Source organism: Nostoc sp. DedQUE08 (genome assembly GCF_034530895.1).
Classification (GTDB): Bacteria; Cyanobacteriota; Cyanobacteriia; order Cyanobacteriales; family Nostocaceae; genus Nostoc.
The window spans coordinates 114,011-140,391 of the sequence record NZ_JAVRCD010000014.1; the positions used below are offsets into that span (position 1 = coordinate 114,011).

The window sequence follows — 26,381 nt, forward strand, 5'->3', positions numbered from 1 at the left end:
ATTTTTTTCCAAAAGACTATTTTATAAAAGCGAACCCAAAGATAAACTAGGATTTTTGGAAGCTAGCTAATCTCTATAAATTTTGCTCACAACTCCTCTGGAGGTAGGGCAACAAATCCTGTTTTTAGTCCACGCTTGAATCCTGCTTTTTCATAGAAGTGCAACGTCTCCTCGTTTTTTGAGCCGCTTAGAAGCATCACTTTATAGCACTGTTGCTGCCATGCTAAAGCTAAGGCATAATGCAGCACTTGTGTACCAAATCCCTGTTGTCGATAATCGAGATGGGTAACAACATTTTCAATAATGCCGTATGGACGTGCGCCACGCGTCAAGTTGGGAACAATAGTTAAATTACATGTTGCTACTAACTGCTTATCAACATCAGCCACAATGTAATACAAACGGGGATCATCTAAAATTCCATCCCAGATAGATTGTAAGACATCATCAGTCGGTAGAGGCGCATCGACAGGATTTAGATGCTTATATAAAGCCAAAAGTTGGGGAAGTTCGTCGCGTGTAATTAGGCGAACGGTAATTATAGGTTTAGACAAAGCTGTAGTTCGGCGTAAAAATTTATCGTTGCGATAAGGCAGGAGGAAAGAAAGTTTTAGTCTAGTTTACCTCTCTTCACATAGTTTAGTTTTATTGTGCAAACTTACTTAGTTTGGTTTTTTATGCCGACTTACTTATGTAGTTCTGCGTAAGCTTTAAGTACTATATTTCTGGTTTCTGATTTCATATTTATTTTTAATCTTCACTTTTGCCATTAATTTTAAGACCACAGTGAATTCATCCAATTTTTGTATATAATTAGACTATTTTAGTGAAATCATTGAACTTTTAGAGAGGTGAAGCTAAAAACAAGTATCTGGCTAATTTTATGGCTGGAATAAAAGTTTCAAAGTATTAATTAGGCTTACCCATAATTGTAAAAGCTGCCCAATAATAAGGATGATTATAAAGATTTTTATCTGATGCCATTTTACTATTTCTATATAGTTGGGTCGCTAAATAAGTTTGAATTCTTACTTCTTCTGGATGCAGATTATTCAAAATATCTTCATACCATTTTGTCAGTTCTCCAGCAGTTAGTTCTTTCAGCCATCGTGTTGCTTCAGCTAAGGCAGTAACTGCTGATTTATTGGGCTGTAATCGTCGGTAAAACTCGATCATCACTAAGGCGCTAGCCGAAGATTCTACACTCCAAAGAGTACTCACTACATGAGGTACGCCCTGAGTTATAAAACCACTGACTAAACTCACATATTCGCTGCTGATAGTGTAGTTGTTAGTACTTAAATTTTCACAGGCAGAGAGGGTAATAAGGTTGTAACTATCTAGATTTTGTTGGCAGATTTCATCTAGAGTAAGTCTGTCTTCACCCGCTAATGCTAATTCTGATTTTTTAGGTTCAGTTAAATTATTAGTAACATGACCTGTAAAATGCAAGATATTATAATTATCAAATAGGGCATTTTCAACAATACTTTTCGTTGCTTCTGCCCCTTGAATTCGTTGGATATTATTGAACATCTGACTAACAATTTCAGACTCTAGTTTGGCAAATTTAAGTGTGGGATAACCTGTACTTTCAGGATGTTCAACACTGAGCAATAACTTATTTTGCCACTGCCAAATATCCTCAGTTCTAATTGATAAACCTATTTGGGCACTAGGTAGATAGGTGACGCTGAAATTTGATTCCACATTCGGTAACTCTTCCGGCGATGGCGAAGAGAGATGGAAAAGTGTATGAATGGGCAATCTGTACAAATCACGGTGAGGAATTAATACCAGTTGGGTAATGCCTTCGAGTTCCTGTGCAATTGTGGAAATATTCAGGATTTCATACAGTTGCAACAGTTTCTCTTCCATCTCAACTCGCCAAGAATGGTGACTTTTACTTTCTTTGTCGTGGGCTGTGCTGCGATATTCTTGGTATTTTTGATGCCAATCTTCTAACCAAATTTCAAATTCAATTAGGCGTTGCACTGCTTCGGGTAGAGGCAATTCATTGAGACGGATAGCATCTTCTCCTAAAGGTATTACCCCAGTATCTTGCATGGGTGTAAACAGGAGAATCGGTGATGGTGCTTGGTCTTTGAGAATGAAAGTATGTAGGGCAACTGGGCTAATATGCCAGTAAATAATTGCTGTTGTGGGATTGAATAGTTGTTGAATTGCGCCATAATAAGGCGAGTAAATATTATCATTCCAGCCAGAAAGCAGCCAGCTTAAACAAGCATTTTTACCTTGTTCGGCAATTTCCCAAGCTTCTACTAAATCACCTGACTCCACAGCTAAATCAACTGCTAATTGATCGAAGCCGGTAAATTTTAAAGCTAACTGTTTTTTACTTTCGTCTGAGCGAGTTTCTTCACTCAGTAATTGTCGCAATAAATCTGTCCCACGTTGCAGCAATTCTTGAACTTGTGTTGTGTGTCCCAAACCCATCAACACTTTGCTTAGAGATTGTAAAACCTCTAGATGCAACTGGGGAAAATATTCTAGTGTCAGGGTTAATAGCGCCTGATGGTACTCAGATGCAGCTTTGCGCCAATAATCGCGGGGATTGGTATGTTTTTTGCCTTGCTCATAGTAAGTATTAGCGATCGCAAAATGCAATCTACCCCAACCTTCTGGATGGGTATCTGTTCGCAGATGCTTTAACCCTTCTTCGTAGCTGGCTAATTTTCCTTCGTAGCCGCCCTGTTGTAAGGTGGGATTTGTCGCTATGATACTACTCGACAAATTTTGCAAAACGTCAAAATCTACTAAATGACCGATCGCAGTTCCCCGACCAATCCAAGCTTCCCAATAATCTTGTTTAATTTGCAAAGCGTTGTCATAACAGACGATCGCTTCTGCAAATTGTTCTAAATAAAACAATGCTACTGCTTGATTATACCAAGCTAAGTGGAAATCGGGTTTAATGGCGATCGCTTGTTGATAGGAGGCGATCGCTTCTTGTCTCCGTCCTAAGTTGTCTAATGCTATACCCCGGTTGTACCAAGCTAAGTAGAAATCGGCTTGAACTGAAAGTGCTTTGTCCCAGGAAGCGATCGCTTCTGACCACCTGCCTAAATTAAACAGCACTACACCCCGGTCTATCCACACTTCGTGGTACTCTGGGTTAATTTCTATAGCTCTGTCGTAAGATATAATCGCTTCGGCAAATTGTTCGCTGACAGCTAGGGCTATGCCTCGGTAATACCAGTTTTCCTGGTCTTCTGGTTGGAGTTGTAGCGCTTGGTCATAACTAGCAATAGCTTCTGGTAGCCAACCTAATTTCAGCAGTGCCAAACCCTTGCTAGACCACGCTTCTTGATAGTCTGGCTTGATTTCTATAGCTTTGTCAAAAGAAGCGATCGCTTCTTCAAAGTATCCTAATTCTCCGAGAGTTCCACCCCGGTTGTACCAAGCTTTGTAAAAGTCTGGTTTCAGTTCTATGGCTGTTTCATAAGACGCGATCGCTTCATCAAAACGTTCTAAATGGAACAGCGTTAAGCCTCGATTAAACCAATATTCGGAAAATTCGGGTTGCATTTCAATGGCTTGGTCATAAGATGCGATCGCGCCTAGCAAATCGCCTGTTTTCGCTTGGCTTAAACCTTGGTAAAACCACCCTTGAGCGTGGGTAATCGGATTATCGTTATGCCGCTCAATAGTACCAGGAGAATTACTGCTTTGAACTGCCAAATCTGAAGCAAGTTGCTGGACTAAATTGGTACTTTGATCCAACTTCACCCATAACTCATCTAAAGTATTAGCCACATTTGGCTCTAAATTCGTCAAAGTGTTATCCCAGGTTTCCACCGAGGGAGACGTTGCTAATTCAGTCCTTTGTCTCGTGGAAAGAAGATTTGCTGGTGTAGTAATTTGAACAATTTCTTCGTCGAACCGAAGTTGAGTTAACAAGCTGATTGTATCTTCTGCTGTCGGTAGGGGGATATTTTCAGGTATTGTGGCTTGGGTGTCTTCCCTTTCATATTCCGATACCAGTTCCTCGAAGTTTTCGGGCGATTTCTCCTCAAAAGAGGCATTTTGAGGTGCTGATGTTATTGGTTCAACATCTGGCACATCATATTCCCATAATTGTTCGCCAAAGCTAAGGATTAGCTCTTGTCCAGGAGTAGTTTGGATAATTTCTTCATCAGTTGTAGTTTCGATTACATCTGGCTCATCATACTCCCATAACTGCTCGCCCAAATCGCGGATCAGTTCTTGTCCAGGAGTAGTTTCGATTACATCTGGCTCATCATACTCCCATAACTGCTCGCCCAAATCGCGGATCAGTTCTTGCCCAGGAGTGATTTCTAGATCATCTAGGTCATCTTGTGCCTGATTGTCCTGATATTCTATCTCTGTAGGTAAGTTTTGCATTAGCCGAATGCCAATGTCATAAGCAACTTCTCCAATTCTGCCAACACCAAGTTCCCCTAATTGCACCATTTGTGTTGCTAAAAGAGGATTTGGTGTAGGTGAAGCTAGTAAGCTTTCACCAAACATCACCAACCAGTCTATCCAACGTTCAGCCGGAATGCGATTTTCGATTCGTTGCAGATACCTCAATGCCCACTGTCGTCCTCGTGCTTGATGCACGCCTTCTAACAATTGGATAAACAATTGTTCCAGATCCGCATTGGTTAGTTCTGGTGGTACCCCCACCAGATTGCGTCCTCTCGAAGCCTTGAGAGAACTATTCTGTTTACTTGCAATGAGGCGCTTTAAAAACCTTTTAAGCGACTGCGATATCCGCCTGAGCATCTGCCACACTCTTGGATTTTGTTTTTCTAGATTTTAGCCATCGTTGTCTTAAAAAAATCATCAATTACGTAAAAACCCATTAGATTCGGACAGCGCTTCCGTAGCAGGTTAGCAAAAAATATACAAATCTTCAAGAGCATAGCATTACAACGTAACAATTCCCAGATTTCACTCTTGAATTTGATTCTCTCCAGCAGTTAATTTTCAGTTTGCTCTGTAGTCGATTGACCACCAGGATATAACTGACTAATTAATGCCTGAACAAGCACTTGTGGATCGTCTGTTTCAACGGCAAGTTGTTGAGCAATCTGCTGACGTAAATTTTCATCCTCCTGCAACATGACAAACAACTGTTCTAGGGTGACAGTTTGGTATTCTCCCTCTGGGAGGTTCTCTGGCGCATCTGCTGACTCCGATACTGAGGCAGTTACCTCAGAGGGCAAAGAAGTAGTGCTAAAAGCATCTGGCCCTTCATATTCCCAAATTGGTTCGCCTTCATTGCGTGTCAACAACTGCATCCCGATATTATAGGCAACATCTCCAATTTCTCCGACGTTTAACTCACCCAATTGCACTAACCGCGCAGCCATTTCATTATTGGGTGTCGGAGATGCGAGCAATCTGTCGCCAAAGCGCCCTAACCACTCAACCCAGTCTTGAGTTGTGATGCGATGTTCGATATTATGCAGCCACTTCTGTGCCCATGCTTCCCCTCGTGCTTGATGTACTCCTTGCAACAGTTCGTTGAAAAGAAATTCCAGATCCGTATCGCTTAAGGGTGGTGCTGGTTCTTTTTCCACATTTCCCCTAGATTTTGAGGTAGTCTGTTTTCCACCAAACAAGCTCTGAAAAAGCTTTTTGAGCCATTGAAATAGCCGCTTGAGCATCTGCTGCACCATCGAGTTTTACTTTATCTATAAAATTGTAGCGATCGCACTGGACTATGATAGTTCAGTCAATAAAACGTATAGTCATTTGTCATTAGTCATTAGTCATTTGTCAAGAGTTATTCTCCTCTGCTTCCCTGTCTCTTTAAATAGAACAAATGTACTAAATGATATGCTATAATTCCCATACATTGATGTTGAAATCATAGTAGAGGATAAGCTCTGGTTGCTTGCTCTTCTGAGTGCCAAAATTTACGGCATTAGTTGAGTCTTGAGCTATGGCAACATCGATCAATAAAGCCAGGTACGAGAGTTTAAAATAATTGAATCCTCAACTCGACTCGGTGCTACTAATTAACGTTGAAAGGCATTGAAGTCTATATTTCCATGTCTTACGAACCCCTGCACCACAAATATCGCCCCAAAAGTTTTGCTGAACTGGTGGGCCAAGAGGCGATCGCCACCACCCTCACGAACGCGATCGGCACATCTAAAATCGCCCCTGCCTACTTATTTACCGGGCCAAGAGGTACGGGGAAAACTTCTAGTGCCCGAATTCTGGCTAAATCCCTTAATTGTCTCAAAGGCGATCGGCCCACGGCTGAACCTTGTGGCGTGTGTGAGGTTTGTCAAGGGATTGCTAAGGGCTACACCCTAGACGTAATTGAAATCGATGCTGCCAGTAATACTGGTGTCGATAATATCCGCGAATTGATTGAAAAAGCCCAGTTTGCTCCTGTGCAGTGTCGCTACAAGGTTTATGTTATTGATGAATGCCACATGCTCAGTACCCAGGCATTCAATGCGCTACTTAAGACATTAGAGGAACCACCGAGACACGTGGTTTTTGTATTGGCGACAACAGACCCGCAACGGGTGTTACCAACGATTATTTCGCGCTGTCAAAGGTTTGATTTTAGACGCATTCAGTTAGAGGCGATGGTGAAGCATTTAAGTGCGATCGCCTTTAAAGAAAACATTCATATTTCACTTGATGCTGTCACCCTGGTAGCCCAACTTTCTCAGGGAGGCTTGCGAGATGCCGAAAGTCTACTCGATCAATTGGGCTTGTTAGCAGGTGAAGTCACACCAGAGCGAGTTTGGGATTTGGTGGGGACGGTAAGCGAACAGGACTTGTTAGCGCTTTTAAATGCGATCGCTCAAGATAAACCGGAAGCAGTTCTAGACTGTACTCACTACATTCTAGATCGTGGTCGAGAACCCCTAACTATTCTGCAAAATCTCGCTGCTTTTTACCGCGATTTACTAATTGCTAAAACAGCACCCAACCGCCACGATTTGGTTGCTTGTACTCAGCAAACCTGGACAACGCTGATTGAATTTGCTCAATACTTCGATATGAGCGCGATTTTGGCAGGACAGAAACACCTGCGAGAAGCTGAAGTGCAAATTAAAAACACCACCCAGCCGCGTTTGTGGTTGGAGGTAACATTACTAGGATTGTTACCCAGTGCGACGGCGAATATTCAGCCACAAGCCCCAAGTGTCGCGCCACGAGTTAATAATACATTTGCTGTATCTCCAAGCTATCCTCCAGTAGTTGCCCAAAATCACCCAGTCTCTTCTTTACCTGTAGCTGAACCGCAAACAAATCATAATTCTCTAAACCATCATCAAGCGGCTGCCCAAAATCAGCCCGTCACTTCATCTCCCCCAGTTGAACAGCAAACAAATCACAATTCTGCTGCTAACTCAGTTTCACCACCAACTCCAGAACCTGTTGCTGTTCCTGTGCCACCTGCGAACATTGAACCAGTAACTTCAGAAGTTGTTGGCGAAGCAGAATATGACTTAACTCAGATTTGGCAACAAGTACTTGCCAACCTTCAGCCAAAATCAAGGCAAGAAATGCTGCGTCAAATGAGCCAACTCATAGAGTTTGACGGTGTTGTGGCTCGAATTGCGATTAAACAGGCATGGTATGACAAGGGGAAATCTTATCTACCGATGATTGCAGCAGCTTTTCAGCAGACTTTCCAGCGTGAAATCCAGATAAATATAGAAAAAGGAATTTCTTCAAACTCTACCTCAGCCAAAAAAAATCCTCCGCCAAAAGACTCTAGTCGCGTTCAGCAACCACCCACACCTAGCCACAACCAGCAAATTTCGTCGCCTCCAGCGCCAGCACCACAGCCAACTAATCCATCACCAGCACCACAAAAAAGCGAGTTGGCGGCAAGAAATGGCAATGGTGTAAATGGAAATGGCGTAAATGGAAATGGGGCAAATAGAAACGGGGTAAATGGAAACGGGATGCAAACTTTACCTCCACCTCCAAAACAAACACCCGCACCTGATTGGGAACCTGACGAAGTAGCGATCGCAGCTCAACGTGTAGCAGAATTTTTCAACGGACAAATCATCCGTTTTGCAGATGATTTCCCAGAATTCTCAGATTCCACAACTACACCAGAATGGGTAGAAGAAGCAGACGTGGATGATGAATAAAGAACTTTCAATTAAAAAAATATCCCATTGTAGGGGCGCAAGGCCTTGCGATCCTACGAATATACAAATAATTCTGGATAATTATTTTTGTCAGTCCCTAAAAAAAATGCAAAATTATTTTTGGTAATTTTGCATTTTGAATTTTGAATTTTTAATTCCCCAAAGGGGCTATTCCCCATGCCCAGTATGCAAGGTTTTCACCCATTTCAGGCGCTTTGGTCTTACCGACATCCGAGCAGTAGTGCTGCTCATGACGACTAACCAGTGCAACATATATAAACTGCCACGCAGGGTTTGCACCAGCATCGTAAGATATGTAGAAAGTGGGAATTTTTGATCTTGACGTACCCGCTTCAGACCTGTAAACATCCCTACCATCGACATAGAAATGGACAAGCCTGTGATCGGACTTAACATTGGCGGACGATGACGAGCGATCGCCATTAATAAATCTGGGACTGCTGCTGTCGGTAAGATATACATAATCAGCATAAAAATCAGCAAATCCCAGCTTTTACGCCATCCCATCCGGTTTTTGAGAATTAAATCCCAATAATCTAAATAGCGCTGATAACCGCCTTCTGCCCAACGGTTGCGCTGATGCCAGAGTGAAACTGCATTTGTCACTCCTTCTTCTTGCACCGCTGGATGGAAAACACACTCAATATCCCATTTATCCAAATGTAAGCGGATTGTCAAATCCAAATCATCGGTAATAGTTTCTTCATTCCAGCCACCGCAGCTTTCCAAGGCGGAACGCCGGACAAATTGACCATTGCCCCGCAGTTCGCCAATGCCACCAAGGGCAGTCCGCTGTTGCTGAAACCAGGTATCAAGTGCCATTTCAGCCATTTGACCCTTAGTCCAAAAGTTTGCTTTAGCGTTGGCGATCGCTTTTCGCACTTGCACCGCCCCCACGTTTTCTCTTTGAAATAAAGGTATTACCTGTTGCAGTAAATCTGGTGTTACTTGGGCATCAGCATCAAATACTGCTATAATGTCGCCCTTTGTCAGCGGCAATACCTGATTCAACGCCCCTGATTTGCCACCAGTAGCTTCTGCTGAACGCCTTAGTACTTTCAGCTGGTCGTGTTTCTGTGCGAGTTCCGCTAATAAATGTGGCGTGCTATCACTGCTGCGATCGTCAATTATCCAAATTTCGTACTCCCCACCTGGATATTCCAGATTACAAAGATTTTTGACTAATTTAGCAATTACCGCTTCCTCATTTTTCGCAGCCACTAGCACAGAAACAGAAGGTAAATCTCCCTGTATTTCTTTTGGATAGCGACGGGATTTAGTAAACACCACCACCAAAGCATGAAATCCTAGAATGGTGGTCAGTCCTAGAATAAAAATGGAAGCCCAAGAAACTAAATGTAGAGCGATCGTGCCACTCCAGACGATAGTCAAGACTAGAGCTGCTTTGCCTCTACGACCTTGAAATCGGGATGGTAGAGACATAGAATCTGTCTCTAACACTGACTCCTCATCTACTGATAGGTCAGATAACAAGGAGTTGAGCGGATCGAGCTCTTGATAAGAATCTTCTTCGGGCCAGGAATTCGCTGGCATAGGTTAGGTTGCTTGATTCAAAAACCACTATTTGTCTACAGTTAGTAATTTTACGGACAAATATCCCTAAGCTACTTTTCCCGATATTAATCGGAATGGGCAAACTGCAATACCCGCTATCCCTAAGCCAAAAGCCGCTGGGACTATCTTTGTTGTCACCGCCACTGTGCGTAATTACCTCATATTAACCGCGTTTGCTACTCTTAGACAGAAGCTTGATTCCTTTGATAGCCACTTCGGCAGGAAGCTTGTAGAGTCGGATTTTCCCTAATGAGAACTCCGGTTTGGGTAAAGTAATAGCAAGGTAGCAGCAGCTTTTTGTTGGGAAAAACTGCAATAACGGCATCCACCACTGTACAGTAGGGATTTTTAGTGTTACCGTTCCCAGATTCGATAACAGTTAATGCAGCATCATTGTAACCGAAATTTTAATATTTCTTAGTAGTAACTTCATTTATTGGGTATGGGGCATGGGGCATAGGGAATGGGGCATAGGGAATGGGGCATGAGAACTGGGGGACTGGAGAGCAGAGGAGTGGAGTTCAAAAACTCGTCAGCAAGTATCAAAGACTTATCCCTTATGCCCAATCCCCAATCCCCAATCCCCAATCCCCAATCCCCAATCCCCAATGCCCATTCCTACTATGTGCTTTAAACACATCTTTGGGGAATACTACTAACATCCACTAATATCCCCAGTTGCTAACTAACTTGAGGAATATTTAACTATGTCTATTGAGCAACTCCAGCCTGCAACTCAACAACAAGCCAGTGTTTACTTACCTTATGTTCAGGGTGCTAGGCGCAATTTCTTACCCTATGCCATCAGTCTTTATCAAAAAGGGGTCTTGGAGGGACATCGGAAGATCGAAGCCAGCGAACATGTCCCCTTTGTCGCCTCCTGGAATGTTGCTACTTTACCCTCAGACTTAACCCGTTGCCGAATTCAGTTTGATGGCAATGCTGACCTGAGTTATGAACTGATGATGGCTAGTTTCGAGTTTATTAATTTTTTAATTGAACTTATGGATAACTATAAACGTTATCGTATAACTGATTTTTCACAACCATTTTATCGCAAACTACTGCGTATAGATGATTGATTAAACTCAGCCGGATTTGCAAAAGTTCGGCTTATTTTAAATTAATAGATAAATAAGTTCGTAGTAAGGACTTTAGTCCTTATTGTCTAAGATTATTTGCTCACAAGGCGCTGACGTTTACAATTCAGCTTCAGCCTTGTGAGCTTTTTTACAACAGGCTTTCAGTTTTAAAACGTCTTCCTAAGTCCGCTGTCTTTTCTTCTTTTCAGAACGATACCAAAACTAGCTACCATCAGAGTTCCGATAAGGGTAGCGGGTTCTGGAATAGAAGTTTCATTTATAGGTACTATGATTCTTAAATTTGCCAAACTAGCATTAGTTATGGTCAAGGATGTTACGCCTGGGAAACCTGGAATATCAGACTGGAAATCAAAGACCGTGGGAGTTAAATTACCATTGGGATTACTATATCGCTCCCCATATCCACTCACTTCAAAAGTACCTTGATATTTCTTTCCGGTATTTGGGTCAGTGACAGTACCAGTGTAGAAAGCTTTTGTAAGATTAAATTCATCTTGAACTACTCCTTGAAATGTGGTTCCTGACAATTGTCCCTGGTAAAGAAAGGTAGTCAATTGACCACCAGAAAGCACCGGCGATGTCAAAACACCATCAAACGAGACAATTGGAATACCTTTAAAGTCAACAAAGTGATGCAGACTTCCATCGGAGCGTGTTTCTACCTGTAAATAGTCTGATTGGTATACAGGAACATAATTAGGATTATTATTAGTACCTAAGTTCCGGTAATAAGTTCCAGTATCATCCGTATCAATACGAGTAATACTGTTATTGAAATTGGGATTATTTCTGGGAAGTTGGATAGTTCCTGATAATGTACCAGTGCTTTCAATTGTGATGAATTGAGCAGCAATTGCACTTGCTCCACTCATAGCGATCGCTACTGCCGCAAGACAACTGCTGCTAACAGCTGCAAAACCTAGATTAATCCCTAATAAACTCACTTTCATTAACAAATTGTTCCTTTATTTGTCGATAGTAAACACACCTAATATGCTGAGATTAATTGCAAGTTTATCTCATGCATGATTTATTATTCCCAAGCTAGTAATGGAAGTTTCATCGACAAAAAAAGTCTTATCATTTGCTATTTTTAGCAAAACAGAATAAAGGCGTCAGAAGTCAGAATTCAGAATAAATTTTGTGCAACTGCTGGATGAATTAAGGGGTTTAACACCTCCACTCAATCTGCATATTTAGTGGTAAACAAAACAGTGGCGGGTCTGAATTCCCCACTGATTCATTCTGACTTCGGAATTCAGAATAGCTGAATTATTCTTCATATCGCAAAAAATCAGTGATATTAGAGTGTTTTGACGAGCAAAATTTTGCCACTCAGTTTGCAGGTAGCTTTCAAAGTAGCAGTGATTAACTAATTAAGTTAGTTCATCTAAACTAGAGAGGACGGACAACTGTTGATTTTCTTGTTTCAATTGTTCAACATGAGTATTATTGAAATGCTCACTTTTTTTGAGATATTGTTGGAAATATAACCGATATAATTCACACGCAGGAGTACTGCGTAGGCGTAGCTTGTCGTAGACATCGCCTTCTAAATTAATTAGCCCTATACTTTGTAATTTATATGCCAAGCTTGGCTCTAATTTTACATAATTTGTAGTATTAATCACTTCATAAAAAGCATCTCCCAATTCTGGCTCATCTCGAAGTGCTAGTACATACTGCTTTAGACACTGGTTATAAATTCCGGCTTCTGTGGGTGCTTGTTGCAATAACTGTCCTAAATCTCCTTTTAATCCGCCTTTACCCACAATGTGATACAATGCCAATCGCACCAAATAAGGATTTCCTCCCACCATTGCCATCAAACTATCGGCATCTTCACCATCTGTCCAATCCAAGCCGTGACGTTGTGCTAAATCCTGCACTTGCTCTTTCGTAAAGGGAGGTAAATTAATTGTCAAACCAATATTAAATAATGGCGATTGAGTGAGTTTTATGGGAACAAGAATTTCTGTTGAATAAACCAGAACCAGACGCAGTTTTTGCCAAATTTCTACCCTTTTAGCTTGTTCATACCACGATCGCACTAATGGTAGCAGCTCTTGAGCAATTTCCTGATACTCAAATACCCAATCCACCTCATTTAATACTAAAACCAGGGGACTTGAGAGCGCAGACAGTAAATATTTTTGGAAATAGATAGAGCAGCTGACTTTGCTACCCATATCTTCATCCCAATAATCATTGAGTTGTGGTTCTAGCTGTAACTCCCGACTAACATTGACACAGAACCAGCGCAAAAATTTATCCAAACTGGCAAATACTGCTTTGTCTGCTTGCTCAAAATCCAAAGTTACGGTGCGAAAGCCTTGCTTGTTAGCGCGTGCAAGCAACCGCAAAACCAAAGAGCTTTTCCCCATCTTTTTGGGTGCTTTGATGCAAATTACACTCCCAGGTTCAGCCATTTCTGCGTAAGCGAGTTCTTCAATTGGCGGTCGAGGGATGTAAAATCTGGAATTAAGAGATACTGGGCCACTAGGAAATTCTAAGGATATCGCTGTGGCGGCTCGATTGAATTCCTTAATAAACTGCTGATGCGCTTCGCTAAAATGGTGATTTTCTAGAGTGTGGCGAAAGTTGGATTTATGTATTGGTTCTTTGTAAAAATTACTCAGTACTTGCCATAAATGAGCAGCGATTTTCTTGACACGTTCCTCGCCGTAGTGCGCTTCACTAGCTATATTGGTGTAGGTTTCTCCTTCCCACGAAGAACGCAATATCAACTCTTGGAGCGTCGTTAAACCGGTTGCTTGACTGGCTTTTAGTAGCAATACTAGTTCATCTATAGTCATTACTCATTGACTCTAATTCAGTATGATATTTTTTCACACCATTCAGCTTTAAAAGTCAATGTCGCCTGCCTTTTATGCATAGCAGCCAGCTCTGACTCAAAAAGCTACAAAAAAGCCTTGACAATTTTTTGCATCCTGAAATTATTTAGCGTGATTCAATCATAGAAATTTTTTTACAAATTTTTCGGGCTTTTTAGGTAATTATATGTGACTTGAACTACTTTTTTTAGACATATCTTAGAATGTAGATGCACAACAATGTAGCGATTTTTTCTAAGAGATTGCTATTGCGATCGCAACAGAGGTTACATTCTTCTAAATTCCATCCCAATTTATGATATGGGCTGATATATTCCTGACCTAAGTTACAGCCTAATAAACCAACTAGGCGATTTGTCCATAACTGAATCGTCAGGGTGCTAAAACAGCGTAGAGAGAAAGCTACAGAATATCTTCCTCATCGTACCAGCAGCTATGCATATCCAAGAACCCGCTACTCATGAATCAGAAGCTCCATTTTCAGTACAAGATTCTCAGAGTTTCCCAGAAGCCAAAGACTTATCTCTAGAAAATTTAGATACTTGCCAATGCTCACAAGCCGCCTTACAAATGGCATTAATCGCTAGTGGCTTGGGGTTGTGGGATTGGAATCTGGTAACTGACAAAACCTATTATGATTCCCAATGGAAAAGCATCCTGGGATATAAAGTAGAGGAAATCGACAACGATTATAAATCCTTTGAACAACTGGTACATCCACAGGATTTACCAAGAATTCGTCAGGTATTGCACGATTATCTCCAAGGATGCATACCTGTGTTTGAAGTCGAATTGCGAATGTTGACTAAATCCGGGGAGTGGAAGTGGATTTTGACTTGTGGCAAAGTATTCCAACGGGATAAATTCGGTAAACCAGTGCGGATGGTGGGAACGCACAAGGATATTAATCAGGATAAGGCGATGTCTACGACGGGCTGCGCCTACGCTACTCAACAATACCAACTATTTGAACAACTCCAAAGAGAAATTGCTCAACACCAGTCTACCGAAGACCAAGTTAAGGAAAAATCACAACAGCTAGAAACTACCCTCGAAGAACTCAAATATACTCAAAAGCAGTTATTGCAGAACCAGAAAATGGCTAATCTCGGTCAACTGGTGGCGGATATGGCTAACGAAATTAACAACCCCGTTAACTTTATTTCCAGCAATATCCATACTGCTAGTAAATACGCTGAAGATTTAATCAGAATTATTGAACTTTACCAATATTACTATCCCACGCCTACCCCAGTTCTTGCCTTACATTTGCAACACCTTGACCTTGGTTTCGTGAAGACAGAATTTTTTAAATTACTGTGGTCAATGCGAGCCTGTTCTGAGCGTGTGAAAGATATTGTTTTCGCTTTGCGGAATTTTTCTATCTCTGACGAAGGTCAAATGAAAAAGGTTGACATACATCAAGGATTTGATAGCGTTCTCAGGATTTTGCAACATCGTCTCAAAGAAAAACCTGATAGAGCAGAGATTAAAGTAATTAAAACCTTTGGGAAATTACCCTTAATTGAGTGTTACCCTGGTGAACTCAATCAGGTATTCATCAACATTTTAACTAATGCCATTGATGCTTTAGAAGAAAGGATGAAACACGATCATTCTTTTACTCCAAAAATTTTGATTCATACAGAAGTTGTTAGCAGTCATTTATCATTGGTCAATAATCATGAACCTTGGCTAAATGACAAACTACTAGGGAAAAAGCACAAAGTTATCATTCGCATTTTTGACAATGGCAAAGGTATGCTTCCCCATATCCAAAGACATATATTTGAACCGTTTTTTACAACCAAGCCAGTAAGCAAAAGTCAAGGACTAGGGTTATCAATTAGTCGGCAAATTATCGTTGAAAAACATCAAGGTAAACTTAAGTGTAATTCTCAATTAGGTCAAGGGACAGAGTTGGTGATTGAGATGAATACAACAGCAAGACACTATGCCGCAATTAGAAAACACGCCAACTTTTAGGTAATGAACGAATGGCACTAAGTTAAGATACAGCCCTTACTCCAACTAGTTCCCAGTCTCCAGGCTGGGAACGAGGATAGAAACACGCCAACTTTTAGGTATTAGGACTTACGCATTGACAGAAAATCCTAAATGATAGATATGCCTTTCAAGGCTTTTAGCTAGATTTTTCAATTATCTTTTTGCGATCGCAATTAACAAAGGATGCTTTGTAAAAGCCTGAAACAACCTATTTACGTTAATACACAAGATGATTCATTTGTACAGTGCGTAACTCCTAGGTATTTAACTTTGGGGAGGAGGTGTTAATTTTTGCAAGTCGATGCATTAACAAGGCGGCCGCCGCATTCACAATGCAAGTCGATGTATTAACAAGGCGACCGTCGCCTTCACAATACAAGTCGATGTATTAACAAGGCGGCCGCCGCATTCACAATACAAGTCGATGTATTAACAAGGCGGCCGCCGCATTCACAATACAAGTCGATGTATTAACAAGGCGGCCGTCGCCTGCCTTAACCAAAAAATTCCTTAACCGAACGGTATTGAGCGCGGTGTAGTCCGCCACGTGCTTGTGTAACTTGCATAAGTCCTGATTAAGCAATTTGCTGCAATCCATTAAGAGGTAGATCGAGAATCACTCCTGAATTTGGAGAATAACCGATATCTAGAGAAACACTAGCTTTTACCGTCTGAGGACTACCAATTATAGGAGTTGTACTAGCTAATGCAAAAGTCCTATCTGCTGTTAAATTAGACACCAAGGGAGATGGTCTAGGATTATCATCTGAGTTGATATCAATGTCAATAATCTCTCCGGGGGTTAACTGCAAGGTACTAAAAACAGCCTGAGCCTGAGCTTTAGCATCTTTAACAGCTTCGCTCAGAACTTGCAGGCGTGCCTGCTGCAATGCTTCGTCTGAGGCAGTGAAGCTGATATTCTGTATGACATTTGCGCCTGCTTGAATAGCTTTGTCAATTGCTGCTCCAGATTGATTTGTTGGTAACTCAAACTGAAGTGTGTTGAGACCTTCAAAACCTGTTAGGGTTTGAGTACTATTTTCATAACTATAAACAGGATTTAGTTGAATAGATGTAGTTTGAAGTTCTTGCGCGCCAAGCTTTTGCAGTACATCAACTACCGCACTTGAACGTTGAGCAACAAGTTGTTGAACTTCGGTTGCAGTTTTTCCCTGTACTTTAATCCCCAATTCTACATCAGTTAAAGTGGTAGCAACATTGACCTCTCCTTGACCAGTAACTTCCAATATCTGAGGAGTTTTTGCAGCAGTGCTACCAATGAAGGAATCGGCGATCGCAATACCCAAATTTCTCACACCTATGAGATTATCTGTGTTAGCCATCTTATTCTCCTTGCTTAAATGATGTTTGATACCTGTTGATGTTTTAATCTTAAAGGATGTCTAAAAAGTAAACCGCGTTTATCACCAATACATACTGGATAAAAAACGCTCTCGCATTCGCCAGCCAAAATGCGATCGTTTGACAACTCTAGGGTTGTTACAAAACCCCATTCCACCAAGAAAGAGCAATCCTGTACTGCTGCGCTGCTGATTTAGGTATTGGATTGACATCGGTCTACTGGTAATCAAACAGCAGATGGTAGACCATCAATGCCAAAATACTGAATCTAAATGATGGGAAAATAAAAATGAGCAATACCCACCCAAACTTGCTGGGCTATTTACCCAAGACAGATAAACAACAAATTTTATCAGTCAAAATTTATGACTTCCAACGTTACCTCTCTAACTCGAAAGCGACCCACTCAAGCAACAGGAGCCAAAATTTTCCACTGGTGTAACATCATTAGTCTATTTATCATGCTCACCAGTGGACTACAAATTTACAACGCTAACCCTGTTTTTGGTGGACGCGCAGGTTTGCACATTCCTTGGATATTTACTTTAGGAGGTTGGCTGGCAGGAGGTAGACACTGGCATTTTGCGGCAATGTGGCTATTCTCGCTGAATCTCTTGTGGTATGGAATTTACATTTTTATTACCCGACGCTGGCGACATCGCTTTGTCGGTGCTAATGACTTGAAAGCATTACAAAAAACTCAAAATTCCCAACGCCTAATTTATGCTTGGCATCGGATTGCTTATACAGCAATTATTCCTATTTTGCTGCTGGCATTATTTACAGGGATAGGAATGTATAAACCTGCTCAATTTCCCTGGATTGTGGATTGCTTTGGCGATTGGCAAGCATTGCGAATTGTTCACTTTGCCTCAGTGCCGATGGTTATTTTATTTGTAGTAATTCACTATCAATTAGGGAAAAAAGCTGGAGGGACTCAACTAACAGAATCAATGTTTTCGTAAACAAACTTGGTCATGGAGATAAATAAACGAGAGGATAAATGACCAATGACTAATGACCAATAACTATTTAAAAAAAATGAACTTTTTTGATAAATTGAATAGAAATATCTTACAAAATCAAAGCTTACTATTTGTAGGACTCGATCCAAATCCAGAGATGATGCCTGGGCGTTATGAATCTGAAGAACTCATCACTGGTTTGGAAAAGTGGTTACAATTTATTATTGCAGAAACTTCTGATTTCGTTTGTGCTTATAAACCGACACTTGGCTTTTACGAAGCTTTAGGTATTCCTGGTTTAGAACTACTGTACAAAACGTTAGCAGCGATTCCAGCCCATATTCCAGTGATTTTAGATGCTAAACACAGTGACTTAAATACTAGTAGCATCTTTGCCCAGACTGTGTTTACACAATGGCAAGTGGACGCAATCACTCTCAGTCCTTATACAGGACAAGATCACATAGCACCTTTTTTAGTCTATCCTGATAAAGCAGTATTTATTTTATGCTGTACTTCTAATCCAGGTGCAGAAGCTCTACAGCAATATCCGACAAACGAATCACCCCTTTATTTACAGGTAGTAAAAGAATCCAAAACCTGGGGAACTCCAGAACAATTGGGTTTAGAAGTGGGAACTACAAATCCTGAAGTTTTAGCACTTATTCGAGCAGTTGCACCTGAACGAATTATTATGGCGCGTAGCATCTGGGCGGAGGGACAAAACCTGAAACAAATTTTAGAAGCTGGCTTGAATAGTAATGGTGATGGTTTACTGATTCCTATTCCTCAAGATATGTTGGTAAATATCGAATTATCAAAAGAAGTCCAGTCACTACGTGCAGAAATTAATCAAATCAAAACTGAAATTATTTCCGAAAATTCTACTTGTTCTGTGTGGTTTCCTGATGTTTGTTTTCTAAATCAGCACCCCCACCAAGATTTGATTTTACAACTTTATGATATTGACTGCATTATGTTTGGCAGCTTTGTCCAAGCATCAGGAGCGATATTTCCTTATTACATCGACTTACGCAAAATTATTTCCAATCCCCAAGTTTTTAATCAAGTTCTCACAGCTTATGAGGATATTTTGAAGAATCTAAATTTTGATAGATTAGCAGGTATTCCCTATGGTTCATTACCGACTGCGACTGGTTTAGCTTTGCGCCTTCATTGTCCAATGATTTTCCCGCGTAAAGAGGTGAAAGCACACGGAACTCGGAGAGTAATTGAGGGTAACTTTCATGCTGGTGAAACAGTTGTAGTGGTTGACGATATTCTCATTAGTGGCAAAAGTGTTATGGAAGGGGCAGGAAAGTTGGAATCAGCTGGATTAAAGGTTAATGATATTGTGGTATTTATCGACCACGAACAAGGAGTGAAAGATAGGTTACAGCAAAATGGTTATCGTAGCTATGCGGTTTTAACTATTTCGGAAATTACTAATACTCTGTATCAAGCAGGGCGAATAAATGAGGAGCAATTTTTAGCTTTTGCTGAAAGTTAATCATTGGAATAATGGGAAGTGGAGCGTCGGGAAAGGTTTTTCTTGTCTATTTCCTCTTGAGCAAATTTAATTACTCGGTTAAATCTCGTAAATAGAATAATTTTCACTTTGAAATTAATTATGAATTTTCCCCTGAACCAATTACTTAGATGGTTAATTTTTACGCTGTTATTTCCTCTAGTATTCCTCAATGGTTGGCTAGCATTTTTGCTGATTAAAAACTTTCAACCTGTTGTCACAATTCTTGTATTGGCTACCTTGCTTGCATTTATTTTAAACTATCCTGTTTCGATTCTCCAACAACGGAGAGTTAAACGCAGCTATGCAGTAGCATTAGTTTTTATATTAGCATTGGTAATTGTTGTGGCTTTGGGTATCACTTTAGTACCCATTGTTTTAGAGCAATTCAATGAAATGGTTAAAGTCTTTCCCCAATGGATTGATTCTAGCGAAGAAAAACTTCAGATTCTCAATAATTGGTTTTTTAAACATAAATTAAATGTAAATTTAAGTCAGCTATTAGCACAAGTAACTGACCAATTACCTAATGAAATAGAGTTTATTTCAGATAAACTTTTAAGTATTATCATAGATACAATTGATAGTGTTTCTGAGGCGTTAATCACAGTAGTGCTAACTTTTTACTTGTTGTTAGATGGGCCAAGAATTTGGGAGGCGATATTTAAGAAATTACCTGGAAATATTGCCCAGCAGATAAGCCAGTCTATTCAGCAAAACTTCCAAAATTACTTAATTGGTCAGGTAAGTTTGGCTTTGTTGATGGGTGTTTCTATAACATTATTATTTTTAGCTTTTCAAGTCCAGTTTGGTTTACTCTTTGGTTTGGGAGTTGGACTTTTGAGCTTAATTCCCTTTGGTGATGTCGTCAGTCTGGTTTTAATAACTTTAATAATAGCGTCACATGACTTTTGGCTAGCAGCTAAAGTTTTTGCGGTAGCTGTTGTCATCGATCAGTTAATCGATCAGGCGATCGCACCCCGTCTTTTAGGCAAATTTACTGGCATTAGACCAATATGGGTATTAATTGCTTTGCTTGTAGGAACCAATGTTGGTGGAGTCTTGGGTTTACTAGTTGCGGTACCTGTAGCTGGTTTTATCAAAGATGTAGCAGATGGTTTTTCTAAATCTGTTAATTCTGATAACCTGGGTGAGGGTGAAGCAGCATCAGAATTGTTGATTGAAAAATCAATATCGCAATGAGTTGTGGATAAAAATTGCCATCTCTACTGTGAACGGTAAGTAGCAACGGTGTCATTTAGGTTGTATTCACTCAAGTCAACCTTATTCCCAAACCTCGTAAATTGGCTAAGGAATTAATATGGACAAATTGCCCCTAAAACAGTTAGTCAAAAGCATTTATCAGGAACTACTGCCTAGATTACAGATTGAAAGTGTCAATCCCCATAATCCAATTAAGGTCAGTTATCTTCCGCAACCTTGGCGCCTGCTTGGCAAAGGAAACTACGCCGCAGTATTTTATCACCCCGATTCCCCTGACTGTGTAGTTAAGATTTATGCCCCAGGACGGCCAGGTTTTGAAGAGGAAGTAGAAGTTTACCACCGTCTAGGTTATCATCCAGCCTTTTCTGAGTGTTTCTACGCCAAGGATGGGTTTTTAGTCTTGAAACGGCTTTATGGAACAACCCTCTACGATTGTATGCACTTTGGTTTACTAATTCCCAAGCAGGTAATAAAGGACATTGATGAAGCTCTTGACTATGCGCGAAGTTGCGGACTCCACCCTCATGATGTCCACGGGCGTAATGTCATGATGTACCAAGGCAGAGGATTAGTCGTAGATATATCAGATTTCCTGCATCAAGAAGCTTGCTCAAAGTGGAATGACCTCAAAAAGGCTTACTACTGGTTATATTTGCCCGTGTGTTACCCACTGCGACTGCGCGTACCATACTTTGCCTTAGATATCGTCCGCAAATTTTATCGCTTGGGAATTTCTGTTAAAAATTTTTGTTACCAACTACCCTTAAGATTAACTAATATTAAGTATTTAAAACGTTAATATAGGACTCATATTTGATTTTTGAAAAAAACTCAGTACAGCTTTATTCCTTCTTCCCAGTCCCCAGTCCCTAGTCCCTACGATTAATTCAGAAATCAAATCAGATTGCTATAGCTTTTATCAATATAAGCACTCAAAAATACTAGTTGGTTTACCACTCATCTAAATACAAACGAATTTGGCTCACTGTCTCTTCGCCGTGTACTCAACTTCCAAACGGTCGTATTCTTCAATTTCTGCGGCAATCTCCGTGTCAATTACTTCCTGGTTAGCATAGTAGTAAGCTAGCGCTGCATAAACTTGTGCCAACATTAGCTGTGGTCTTTGGACAACTATCTCTTCTGGTTTCATGCCTGCGTTGAAATCGATCGCAATATTATGTACCGTAATCCGGTGTCCTGCAATCCGAGGGCGACCACCACAGGTTCCGGGTGTGCTGACAATCAGCGTGCCAATGTCGGTAATTGTTTGCATAGCTTGTTTACTAAATTTTGCTCTCATAGACAACTGAGCAATTTTAAACTTCTTCTAATCTAGAAATATAAATATCCAGTTGTTTATTTAGCTACCTACAGCAAAATAAAACATTTATCCCTAATAATTAGGAGTCTACCATTAATCCCAGAAAACCAAACATCCTGCCTGCATTGGAGACGATAGACTTTTTATAAGAGTAATTTTGACAAAAACTCGAATTTCCCAACATTTCAAAGCAGGTATGGGGCAATGGTGCGGTTAAAACTGTGGCAGTGGGTAGTCTTAGCAATTCCGATCGCGTTTATCATCATTTTCTTACTGGTGTCTGCCGGTTCACAAATTCACGCGTGGGGCATTAATTGGATTTGGGGTGTATTCACCGTTTTATTTGTTGGTTGGCGTTGGCTGCTAGTCAAATGGACTCAACCAGCTGTTAACCAAGTGGAAGCTGTATTAACTCAAGTTCGTGAAGAACTGGAATCGACAGCAGAGGATACAGTAGAGCTACCAGTGGGAAGTGATACCACAAAACTTGCAGAAACCGCCCTTCAAGAAATTCTCCAAGCAGCACAAAGCGATCGCCCGATTTGGGAAGACTGGCAAGCTTTTTGGACGCGATGTCAGGATTTAGTTGTGGCGATCGCTCATATCTACAATCCTGAAGTTCAATATCCTCTGTTGAATATTTACGTCCCCCAAGCTTACGGGCTGATTCGGGGAACGGTGGATGATATGGATAAGTGGATGCAAAAGTTATCCCCTGTCCTCAATCAGGTGACGGTTGGACAAGCATACCAAGGATATGAAGTCTACCGAAAGTTGGAACCATCGGCTCGGAAATTCTGGAAAGCTTGGAACTGGGCACAGTGGATCTTAAATCCGGTGGCGGCGGTGGCAAAACAAGCCAGTCAGGGTTCTAGTAACCAAGCAACTCAGCAATTATTGGGGAATTTAAGCCAGTTATTCCGGGAAGCTGCCTTGAGAAACTTATGCCGACAAGCGATCGCACTTTACGGACGTAGCACCTTACCAGTTCCAGCAACCGTAGCTTCTCCAGCAACTTTACCCAAGCCAAAAACTCAAACACTCCGAGAAATCCTGACTCAAGCTCAACCAGCCGAGGCGGTTGAGCAAAAACCCGTAAATATTCTGCTGGTGGGGCGCACGGGATCGGGAAAAAGTAGCCTGATTAATACGCTATTTCAGGCGGATCTCGCAGCAGTTGACGTTTTACCCAGTACCGATCGCATTCAGAGTTATCAATGGCAGACTGAAAGTGGGGAAACCCTGACGCTTTTAGACACACCTGGTTACGAACAAGTCAACCGTGCCGAACTCCGAAATCTGGTGCTTGATTATGCCATTAATTCAGATTTGCTGCTGTTAGCTACTCCTGCCCTCGATCCTGCCCTACAAATGGATGTAGACTTTTTGCAAGACATCAAAGCAGAAGTTGCAGATTTACCTGCGATCGCGATCGTCACCCAAGTAGACCGGCTGCGTCCCATCCGCGAATGGCAACCGCCTTATGATTGGGAATGGGGCGATCGTCCCAAAGAAATTGCCATTAGAGAAGCCACCGAGTATCGTGCCAAACAGCTAGGAAACTTCTGTAATCTCGTTCTACCAGTGGTTACAGGCGACAGCAAAACAAATCGAGTTGCCTGGGGAGTAGAAGCGCTATCCTTGGGATTAGTGGATGCGATCGCACCTACCAAGCAACTCCGTCTCGCCCGCTTTTTGCGTAACCTAGAAACTCGCATCGTCGCCGCCGCCAAAATCATCGACCACTACACCTTCCAAATGACGACAACACAAGGATTAACGGCATTGCTCAAAAGTCCCGTCCTTCAGTTTGTTTCTACCCTCTCAACCGGATCTCCAGCTTTAGCATATATGCTGGCAAAGGAAATTCCTGTGGAACAGTTGCCGATTGTCATTGGTAAACTGCAAATGGGATATGAGCTTTTCTCGCTCTTTAACCCTAACTCGGTCAACTTTGAATTGCTAGCCCTTTGGCCGCTACTGCTGGAAAACACCGCTGCACCCGATCGCAATGCCTGGGCATTTGGTCACGCTCTAGTGGAGTACTGGACTCAAAATTTGACGGTTGAACAACTCCGGGAGCGATTTGAGTATTATTTAGCGATCGCCAAATAATTTGTCTGCGATGGCGATGTCTACGAAGGATTGTGACGCATCTTCGATTTTGTTGCAAATACTACGTCTAAATAACGAGTTTAAGCTGTTACGTAACCACCGTCAATAAACACCAAAAGTTGCATTAATAAATAAAAGTAACTTACGAATATTTACTTAGCAATTTTGAGAAATTTCATACTATATAAGGAAAAGTAAAAATGCGGTAACAGATTGTACTCCCAATATAGAGGTTAAGATTACGATTAAAAGTAGATGTCTGCTGAACCTACCCGTTTTACCTAAGTTTTGATACTGGTATCTTTTTGTTCGGAGTTCTTTATGAAAAATATATTACAAACCTCCATCTCTCAAGAACAGAATTCAGACCAAAGCTATAGCATTTCCTCTTACAACAGGCTGCTTTCGGTCGTGAAGGATTTGGCTTGTGTGCGGACTATTGAAGAAATTATTGAGATTGTGCGTTTGGCTGCTCGCGATCTCACAAATGCTGATGGAGTAACTTTTGTATTGCGGGATGGTGAATGTTGCCACTATGTCGATGAAAACGCCATTGGCCCGCTTTGGAAAGGTATGCGTTTTCCGCTCAAGTCTTGCATCTCTGGTTGGGCAATGCTCAATAAAAAAGCAGCCGTAATTGAGGACATTTACCAGGATGCACGAATTCCGATTGAGGCGTACAAGGTAACTTTTGTCAAAAGTTTAGTGATGGTTCCCATTCGGGTTTCCGATCCCCTGGGTGCGATTGGAGCTTACTGGAGTACACACCACCTAGCCACACCTGAAGAGATCGGAATGCTTGAGATTTTGACTGATACTACAGCAGTTGCGATCGCTAACGTGCAACTTTTCCAGAAACTGACGAACCAAAATGCCCTAAAAGACAAATTTATTGCCATGCTAGCTCACGAACTGAGGAATCCCGTTGCCCCCATCTCCAACGGCGTTCAGCTTCTCAAGTTGAAGCTAGGAAAGACTGGTGCAGTCGGAGAAACAGTTTTAATGATGCAAAACCAGATTAAGCACCTCTCGAAATTGATCGATGAGTTACTTGATGTGTCGTCCATCACTTATGGAAAGATTTCATTAAACCTTGAGAAGGTTAATCTGGTAGAATTAATTCGCCAAAGTCTCAATGACCATGCACAAGCAATCAAGAGATGGAACCTTAATGTTGTAGAAGACCTGCCAAACACGCCCGTGTGGGCTTATGTTGACTCCACTCGCTTCTTCCAAATCTTTGGGAACCTTCTTGATAACGCCTTAAAGTTTTCCCAACCAGATGGAACGATCTGGGTGGATTTCTCAGTTATTCCAGGTGAGAATGGCTCAGGTAGTGTAGCAGTCTTATCTGTAAGAGACTTAGGCATCGGCATAGAACCGACAATATTACCAGAACTTTTCGAGCCGTTTACCCAAGCCGATCGCAGTTTAGATCGTTCGCGGGGCGGGCTAGGTTTGGGACTTTCGGTAGTAAAAAGTCTTGTAGAACTTCATGGTGGTAATGTTGAAGCCTCAAGTAGAGGGATAAATTTGGGAGCAGAATTCAAAGTCACTCTCCCTATGTGCGAAGAGATTACAGCCTCAGACGACGACCTAGAGATTACAGAGGCGGCGAAAAAGTCGTTGAAGATTTTAGTCATCGAAGATAACGAGGATTCAGCCTTATCCTTACAAGCAGTACTTGAGTATTTTGGGCATGAAGTTTCCATCGCCAAGGATGGAATTTTAGGGGTAGAAACTGCAAAGAAGCTTGAGCCTCATGTAATTATTTGTGACATTGGACTTCCCAAAATGGATGGATTCGCCGTTGCACAGGAACTGAGTAAAGACTCCAAATTTACTCGCTCAATTCTGATTGCACTGACCGGCTACGGTAGCCAAGAAGATCGGCAGCTTGCGCTGAAGTCTGGTTTCAAATGCCACTTAACCAAGCCTGTAGACTTTGACATACTGAAAGCAGAAATCGATCGATACTTTGATGAAGTATTATCAAGTTGAAATTATCTTAACCGTCGATCTTCCCTCATAAGGCTTATTACATACGTACTTAATACAAATCCGTTGTTTTGTTTTGGAACATTGCGATCGCATAGATTGACCTCTCCCCCAGCCCCTCTCCGTTGGCGTCAGCCTGCCGTTAGGCATAGCGGAGAGGGGAGCCGGATTTCTCCCCCTT

At 41.4% G+C, this 26,381-nt stretch carries 18 protein-coding genes; 9 read left to right on the top strand and 9 right to left on the bottom strand.

The genetic code is table 11. The annotated features are described in order from the left end of the window. Positions 1–86: 86 nt before the first annotated feature. The 3 genes from RMY64_RS12065 to RMY64_RS12075 all read right to left on the bottom strand — a co-directional run bounded on the left by RMY64_RS12065 (position 87) and on the right by RMY64_RS12075 (position 5,669). Positions 87–554 carry a GNAT family N-acetyltransferase gene (locus RMY64_RS12065; protein ID WP_322670878.1) on the bottom strand — a complete coding sequence of 156 codons (468 nt, stop codon included), beginning with the start codon at positions 552–554 and terminating at the stop codon, positions 87–89. Between the two features lie 355 nt (positions 555–909). Then, on the bottom strand, positions 910–4,770 hold the full coding sequence (locus RMY64_RS12070) for a CHAT domain-containing protein (RefSeq protein WP_322700167.1): 3,861 nt from the start codon (positions 4,768–4,770) through the stop codon (positions 910–912). A 197-nt stretch (positions 4,771–4,967) separates the two neighbouring features. Further along, entirely contained in the window at positions 4,968–5,669 is a 702-nt protein-coding gene (locus RMY64_RS12075; RefSeq protein WP_322670880.1) for a hypothetical protein, read from the bottom strand. Between the two features lie 375 nt (positions 5,670–6,044). Here RMY64_RS12075 and RMY64_RS12080 point away from each other — a divergent pair, with 375 nt between their 5' ends. Further along, positions 6,045–8,126, top strand: a complete 2,082-nt coding sequence (locus RMY64_RS12080) for a DNA polymerase III subunit gamma/tau (protein WP_322700168.1) — start codon at positions 6,045–6,047, stop codon at positions 8,124–8,126. A gap of 168 nt (positions 8,127–8,294) precedes the next feature. On the opposite strand, the gene RMY64_RS12085 is transcribed toward RMY64_RS12080, so the two are convergent. Continuing rightward, positions 8,295–9,701: a glycosyltransferase family 2 protein gene (locus RMY64_RS12085; protein WP_322670882.1), complete on the bottom strand. Its 1,407-nt coding sequence runs from the start codon at positions 9,699–9,701 to the stop codon at positions 8,295–8,297. A gap of 728 nt (positions 9,702–10,429) precedes the next feature. On the opposite strand from RMY64_RS12085, the gene ebsA reads away from it, so the two are divergent. Then, complete coding sequence (gene ebsA, locus RMY64_RS12090; RefSeq protein ID WP_289797664.1) at positions 10,430–10,804, top strand: type IV pilus biogenesis protein EbsA; 375 nt, start codon at positions 10,430–10,432, stop codon at positions 10,802–10,804. A 167-nt stretch (positions 10,805–10,971) separates the two neighbouring features. On the opposite strand, the gene RMY64_RS12095 is transcribed toward ebsA, so the two are convergent. Beyond that, positions 10,972–11,775 carry a PEP-CTERM sorting domain-containing protein gene (locus RMY64_RS12095; RefSeq protein WP_322670883.1) on the bottom strand — a complete coding sequence of 268 codons (804 nt, stop codon included), beginning with the start codon at positions 11,773–11,775 and terminating at the stop codon, positions 10,972–10,974. Positions 11,776–12,201: 426 nt separating this feature from the next. Then, positions 12,202–13,641 carry an AAA-like domain-containing protein gene (locus tag RMY64_RS12100; RefSeq protein WP_322670884.1) on the bottom strand — a complete coding sequence of 480 codons (1,440 nt, stop codon included), beginning with the start codon at positions 13,639–13,641 and terminating at the stop codon, positions 12,202–12,204. 474 nt (positions 13,642–14,115) lie between these two features. Between RMY64_RS12100 and RMY64_RS12105 the strand changes: the two genes are divergently transcribed. Further along, a complete protein-coding gene (locus RMY64_RS12105; RefSeq protein ID WP_322670885.1) occupies positions 14,116–15,666 on the top strand; it encodes a PAS domain-containing sensor histidine kinase in 1,551 nt (516 codons plus the stop codon). A gap of 596 nt (positions 15,667–16,262) precedes the next feature. On the opposite strand, the gene RMY64_RS12110 is transcribed toward RMY64_RS12105, so the two are convergent. Together RMY64_RS12110 and RMY64_RS12115 are read right to left on the bottom strand one after the other, a co-directional pair. Beyond that, positions 16,263–17,030: an SIMPL domain-containing protein gene (locus RMY64_RS12110; RefSeq protein WP_322700169.1), complete on the bottom strand. Its 768-nt coding sequence runs from the start codon at positions 17,028–17,030 to the stop codon at positions 16,263–16,265. Positions 17,031–17,111: 81 nt separating this feature from the next. Next, complete coding sequence (locus RMY64_RS12115; RefSeq protein WP_322700170.1) at positions 17,112–17,261, bottom strand: hypothetical protein; 150 nt, start codon at positions 17,259–17,261, stop codon at positions 17,112–17,114. 153 nt (positions 17,262–17,414) lie between these two features. Between RMY64_RS12115 and RMY64_RS12120 the strand changes: the two genes are divergently transcribed. The 4 genes from RMY64_RS12120 to RMY64_RS12135 all read left to right on the top strand — a co-directional run bounded on the left by RMY64_RS12120 (position 17,415) and on the right by RMY64_RS12135 (position 21,565). Continuing rightward, positions 17,415–18,014: a cytochrome b/b6 domain-containing protein gene (locus tag RMY64_RS12120; RefSeq protein ID WP_322700171.1), complete on the top strand. Its 600-nt coding sequence runs from the start codon at positions 17,415–17,417 to the stop codon at positions 18,012–18,014. Positions 18,015–18,090: 76 nt separating this feature from the next. Then, complete coding sequence (locus RMY64_RS12125; protein WP_322700182.1) at positions 18,091–19,524, top strand: bifunctional orotidine-5'-phosphate decarboxylase/orotate phosphoribosyltransferase; 1,434 nt, start codon at positions 18,091–18,093, stop codon at positions 19,522–19,524. A 120-nt stretch (positions 19,525–19,644) separates the two neighbouring features. Then, the gene (locus RMY64_RS12130; RefSeq protein ID WP_322700172.1) at positions 19,645–20,745 is read left to right on the top strand and encodes an AI-2E family transporter; all 1,101 of its coding nucleotides are present in this window, start codon (positions 19,645–19,647) and stop codon (positions 20,743–20,745) included. Positions 20,746–20,863: 118 nt separating this feature from the next. Next, on the top strand, positions 20,864–21,565 hold the full coding sequence (locus tag RMY64_RS12135; RefSeq protein ID WP_322670890.1) for a serine/threonine protein kinase: 702 nt from the start codon (positions 20,864–20,866) through the stop codon (positions 21,563–21,565). Positions 21,566–21,748: 183 nt separating this feature from the next. Here RMY64_RS12135 and RMY64_RS12140 read toward each other — a convergent pair whose 3' ends face one another. Next, positions 21,749–22,066 (bottom strand): DUF433 domain-containing protein, encoded by a 318-nt coding sequence (locus RMY64_RS12140; RefSeq protein ID WP_322700173.1) that lies wholly within the window; start codon positions 22,064–22,066, stop codon positions 21,749–21,751. A gap of 225 nt (positions 22,067–22,291) precedes the next feature. On the opposite strand from RMY64_RS12140, the gene RMY64_RS12145 reads away from it, so the two are divergent. Then, positions 22,292–24,202 (top strand): GTPase family protein, encoded by a 1,911-nt coding sequence (locus RMY64_RS12145; RefSeq protein WP_322700174.1) that lies wholly within the window; start codon positions 22,292–22,294, stop codon positions 24,200–24,202. Between the two features lie 321 nt (positions 24,203–24,523). Beyond that, entirely contained in the window at positions 24,524–26,203 is a 1,680-nt protein-coding gene (locus RMY64_RS12150; RefSeq protein ID WP_322700175.1) for an ATP-binding protein, read from the top strand. Positions 26,204–26,381: the final 178 nt, after the last annotated feature.

Bases quoted from the DNA above. Each gene is read 5' to 3' on its own strand.
- RMY64_RS12070 (WP_322700167.1), bottom strand. From the start codon at position 4,770: ATGCTCAGGCGGATATCGCAGTCGCTTAAAAGGTTTTTAAAGCGCCTC.
- RMY64_RS12075 (WP_322670880.1), bottom strand. From the start codon at position 5,669: ATGGTGCAGCAGATGCTCAAGCGGCTATTTCAATGGCTCAAAAAGCTT.
- RMY64_RS12080 (WP_322700168.1), top strand. From the start codon at position 6,045: ATGTCTTACGAACCCCTGCACCACAAATATCGCCCCAAAAGTTTTGCT.
- RMY64_RS12085 (WP_322670882.1), bottom strand. From the start codon at position 9,701: ATGCCAGCGAATTCCTGGCCCGAAGAAGATTCTTATCAAGAGCTCGAT.
- ebsA (WP_289797664.1), top strand. From the start codon at position 10,430: ATGTCTATTGAGCAACTCCAGCCTGCAACTCAACAACAAGCCAGTGTT.
- RMY64_RS12095 (WP_322670883.1), bottom strand. From the start codon at position 11,775: ATGAAAGTGAGTTTATTAGGGATTAATCTAGGTTTTGCAGCTGTTAGC.
- RMY64_RS12100 (WP_322670884.1), bottom strand. From the start codon at position 13,641: ATGACTATAGATGAACTAGTATTGCTACTAAAAGCCAGTCAAGCAACC.
- RMY64_RS12105 (WP_322670885.1), top strand. From the start codon at position 14,116: ATGCATATCCAAGAACCCGCTACTCATGAATCAGAAGCTCCATTTTCA.
- RMY64_RS12110 (WP_322700169.1), bottom strand. From the start codon at position 17,030: ATGGCTAACACAGATAATCTCATAGGTGTGAGAAATTTGGGTATTGCG.
- RMY64_RS12115 (WP_322700170.1), bottom strand. From the start codon at position 17,261: ATGTCAATCCAATACCTAAATCAGCAGCGCAGCAGTACAGGATTGCTC.
- RMY64_RS12120 (WP_322700171.1), top strand. From the start codon at position 17,415: ATGACTTCCAACGTTACCTCTCTAACTCGAAAGCGACCCACTCAAGCA.
- RMY64_RS12125 (WP_322700182.1), top strand. From the start codon at position 18,091: ATGAACTTTTTTGATAAATTGAATAGAAATATCTTACAAAATCAAAGC.
- RMY64_RS12130 (WP_322700172.1), top strand. From the start codon at position 19,645: ATGAATTTTCCCCTGAACCAATTACTTAGATGGTTAATTTTTACGCTG.
- RMY64_RS12135 (WP_322670890.1), top strand. From the start codon at position 20,864: ATGGACAAATTGCCCCTAAAACAGTTAGTCAAAAGCATTTATCAGGAA.
- RMY64_RS12140 (WP_322700173.1), bottom strand. From the start codon at position 22,066: ATGAGAGCAAAATTTAGTAAACAAGCTATGCAAACAATTACCGACATT.
- RMY64_RS12145 (WP_322700174.1), top strand. From the start codon at position 22,292: ATGGTGCGGTTAAAACTGTGGCAGTGGGTAGTCTTAGCAATTCCGATC.
- RMY64_RS12150 (WP_322700175.1), top strand. From the start codon at position 24,524: ATGAAAAATATATTACAAACCTCCATCTCTCAAGAACAGAATTCAGAC.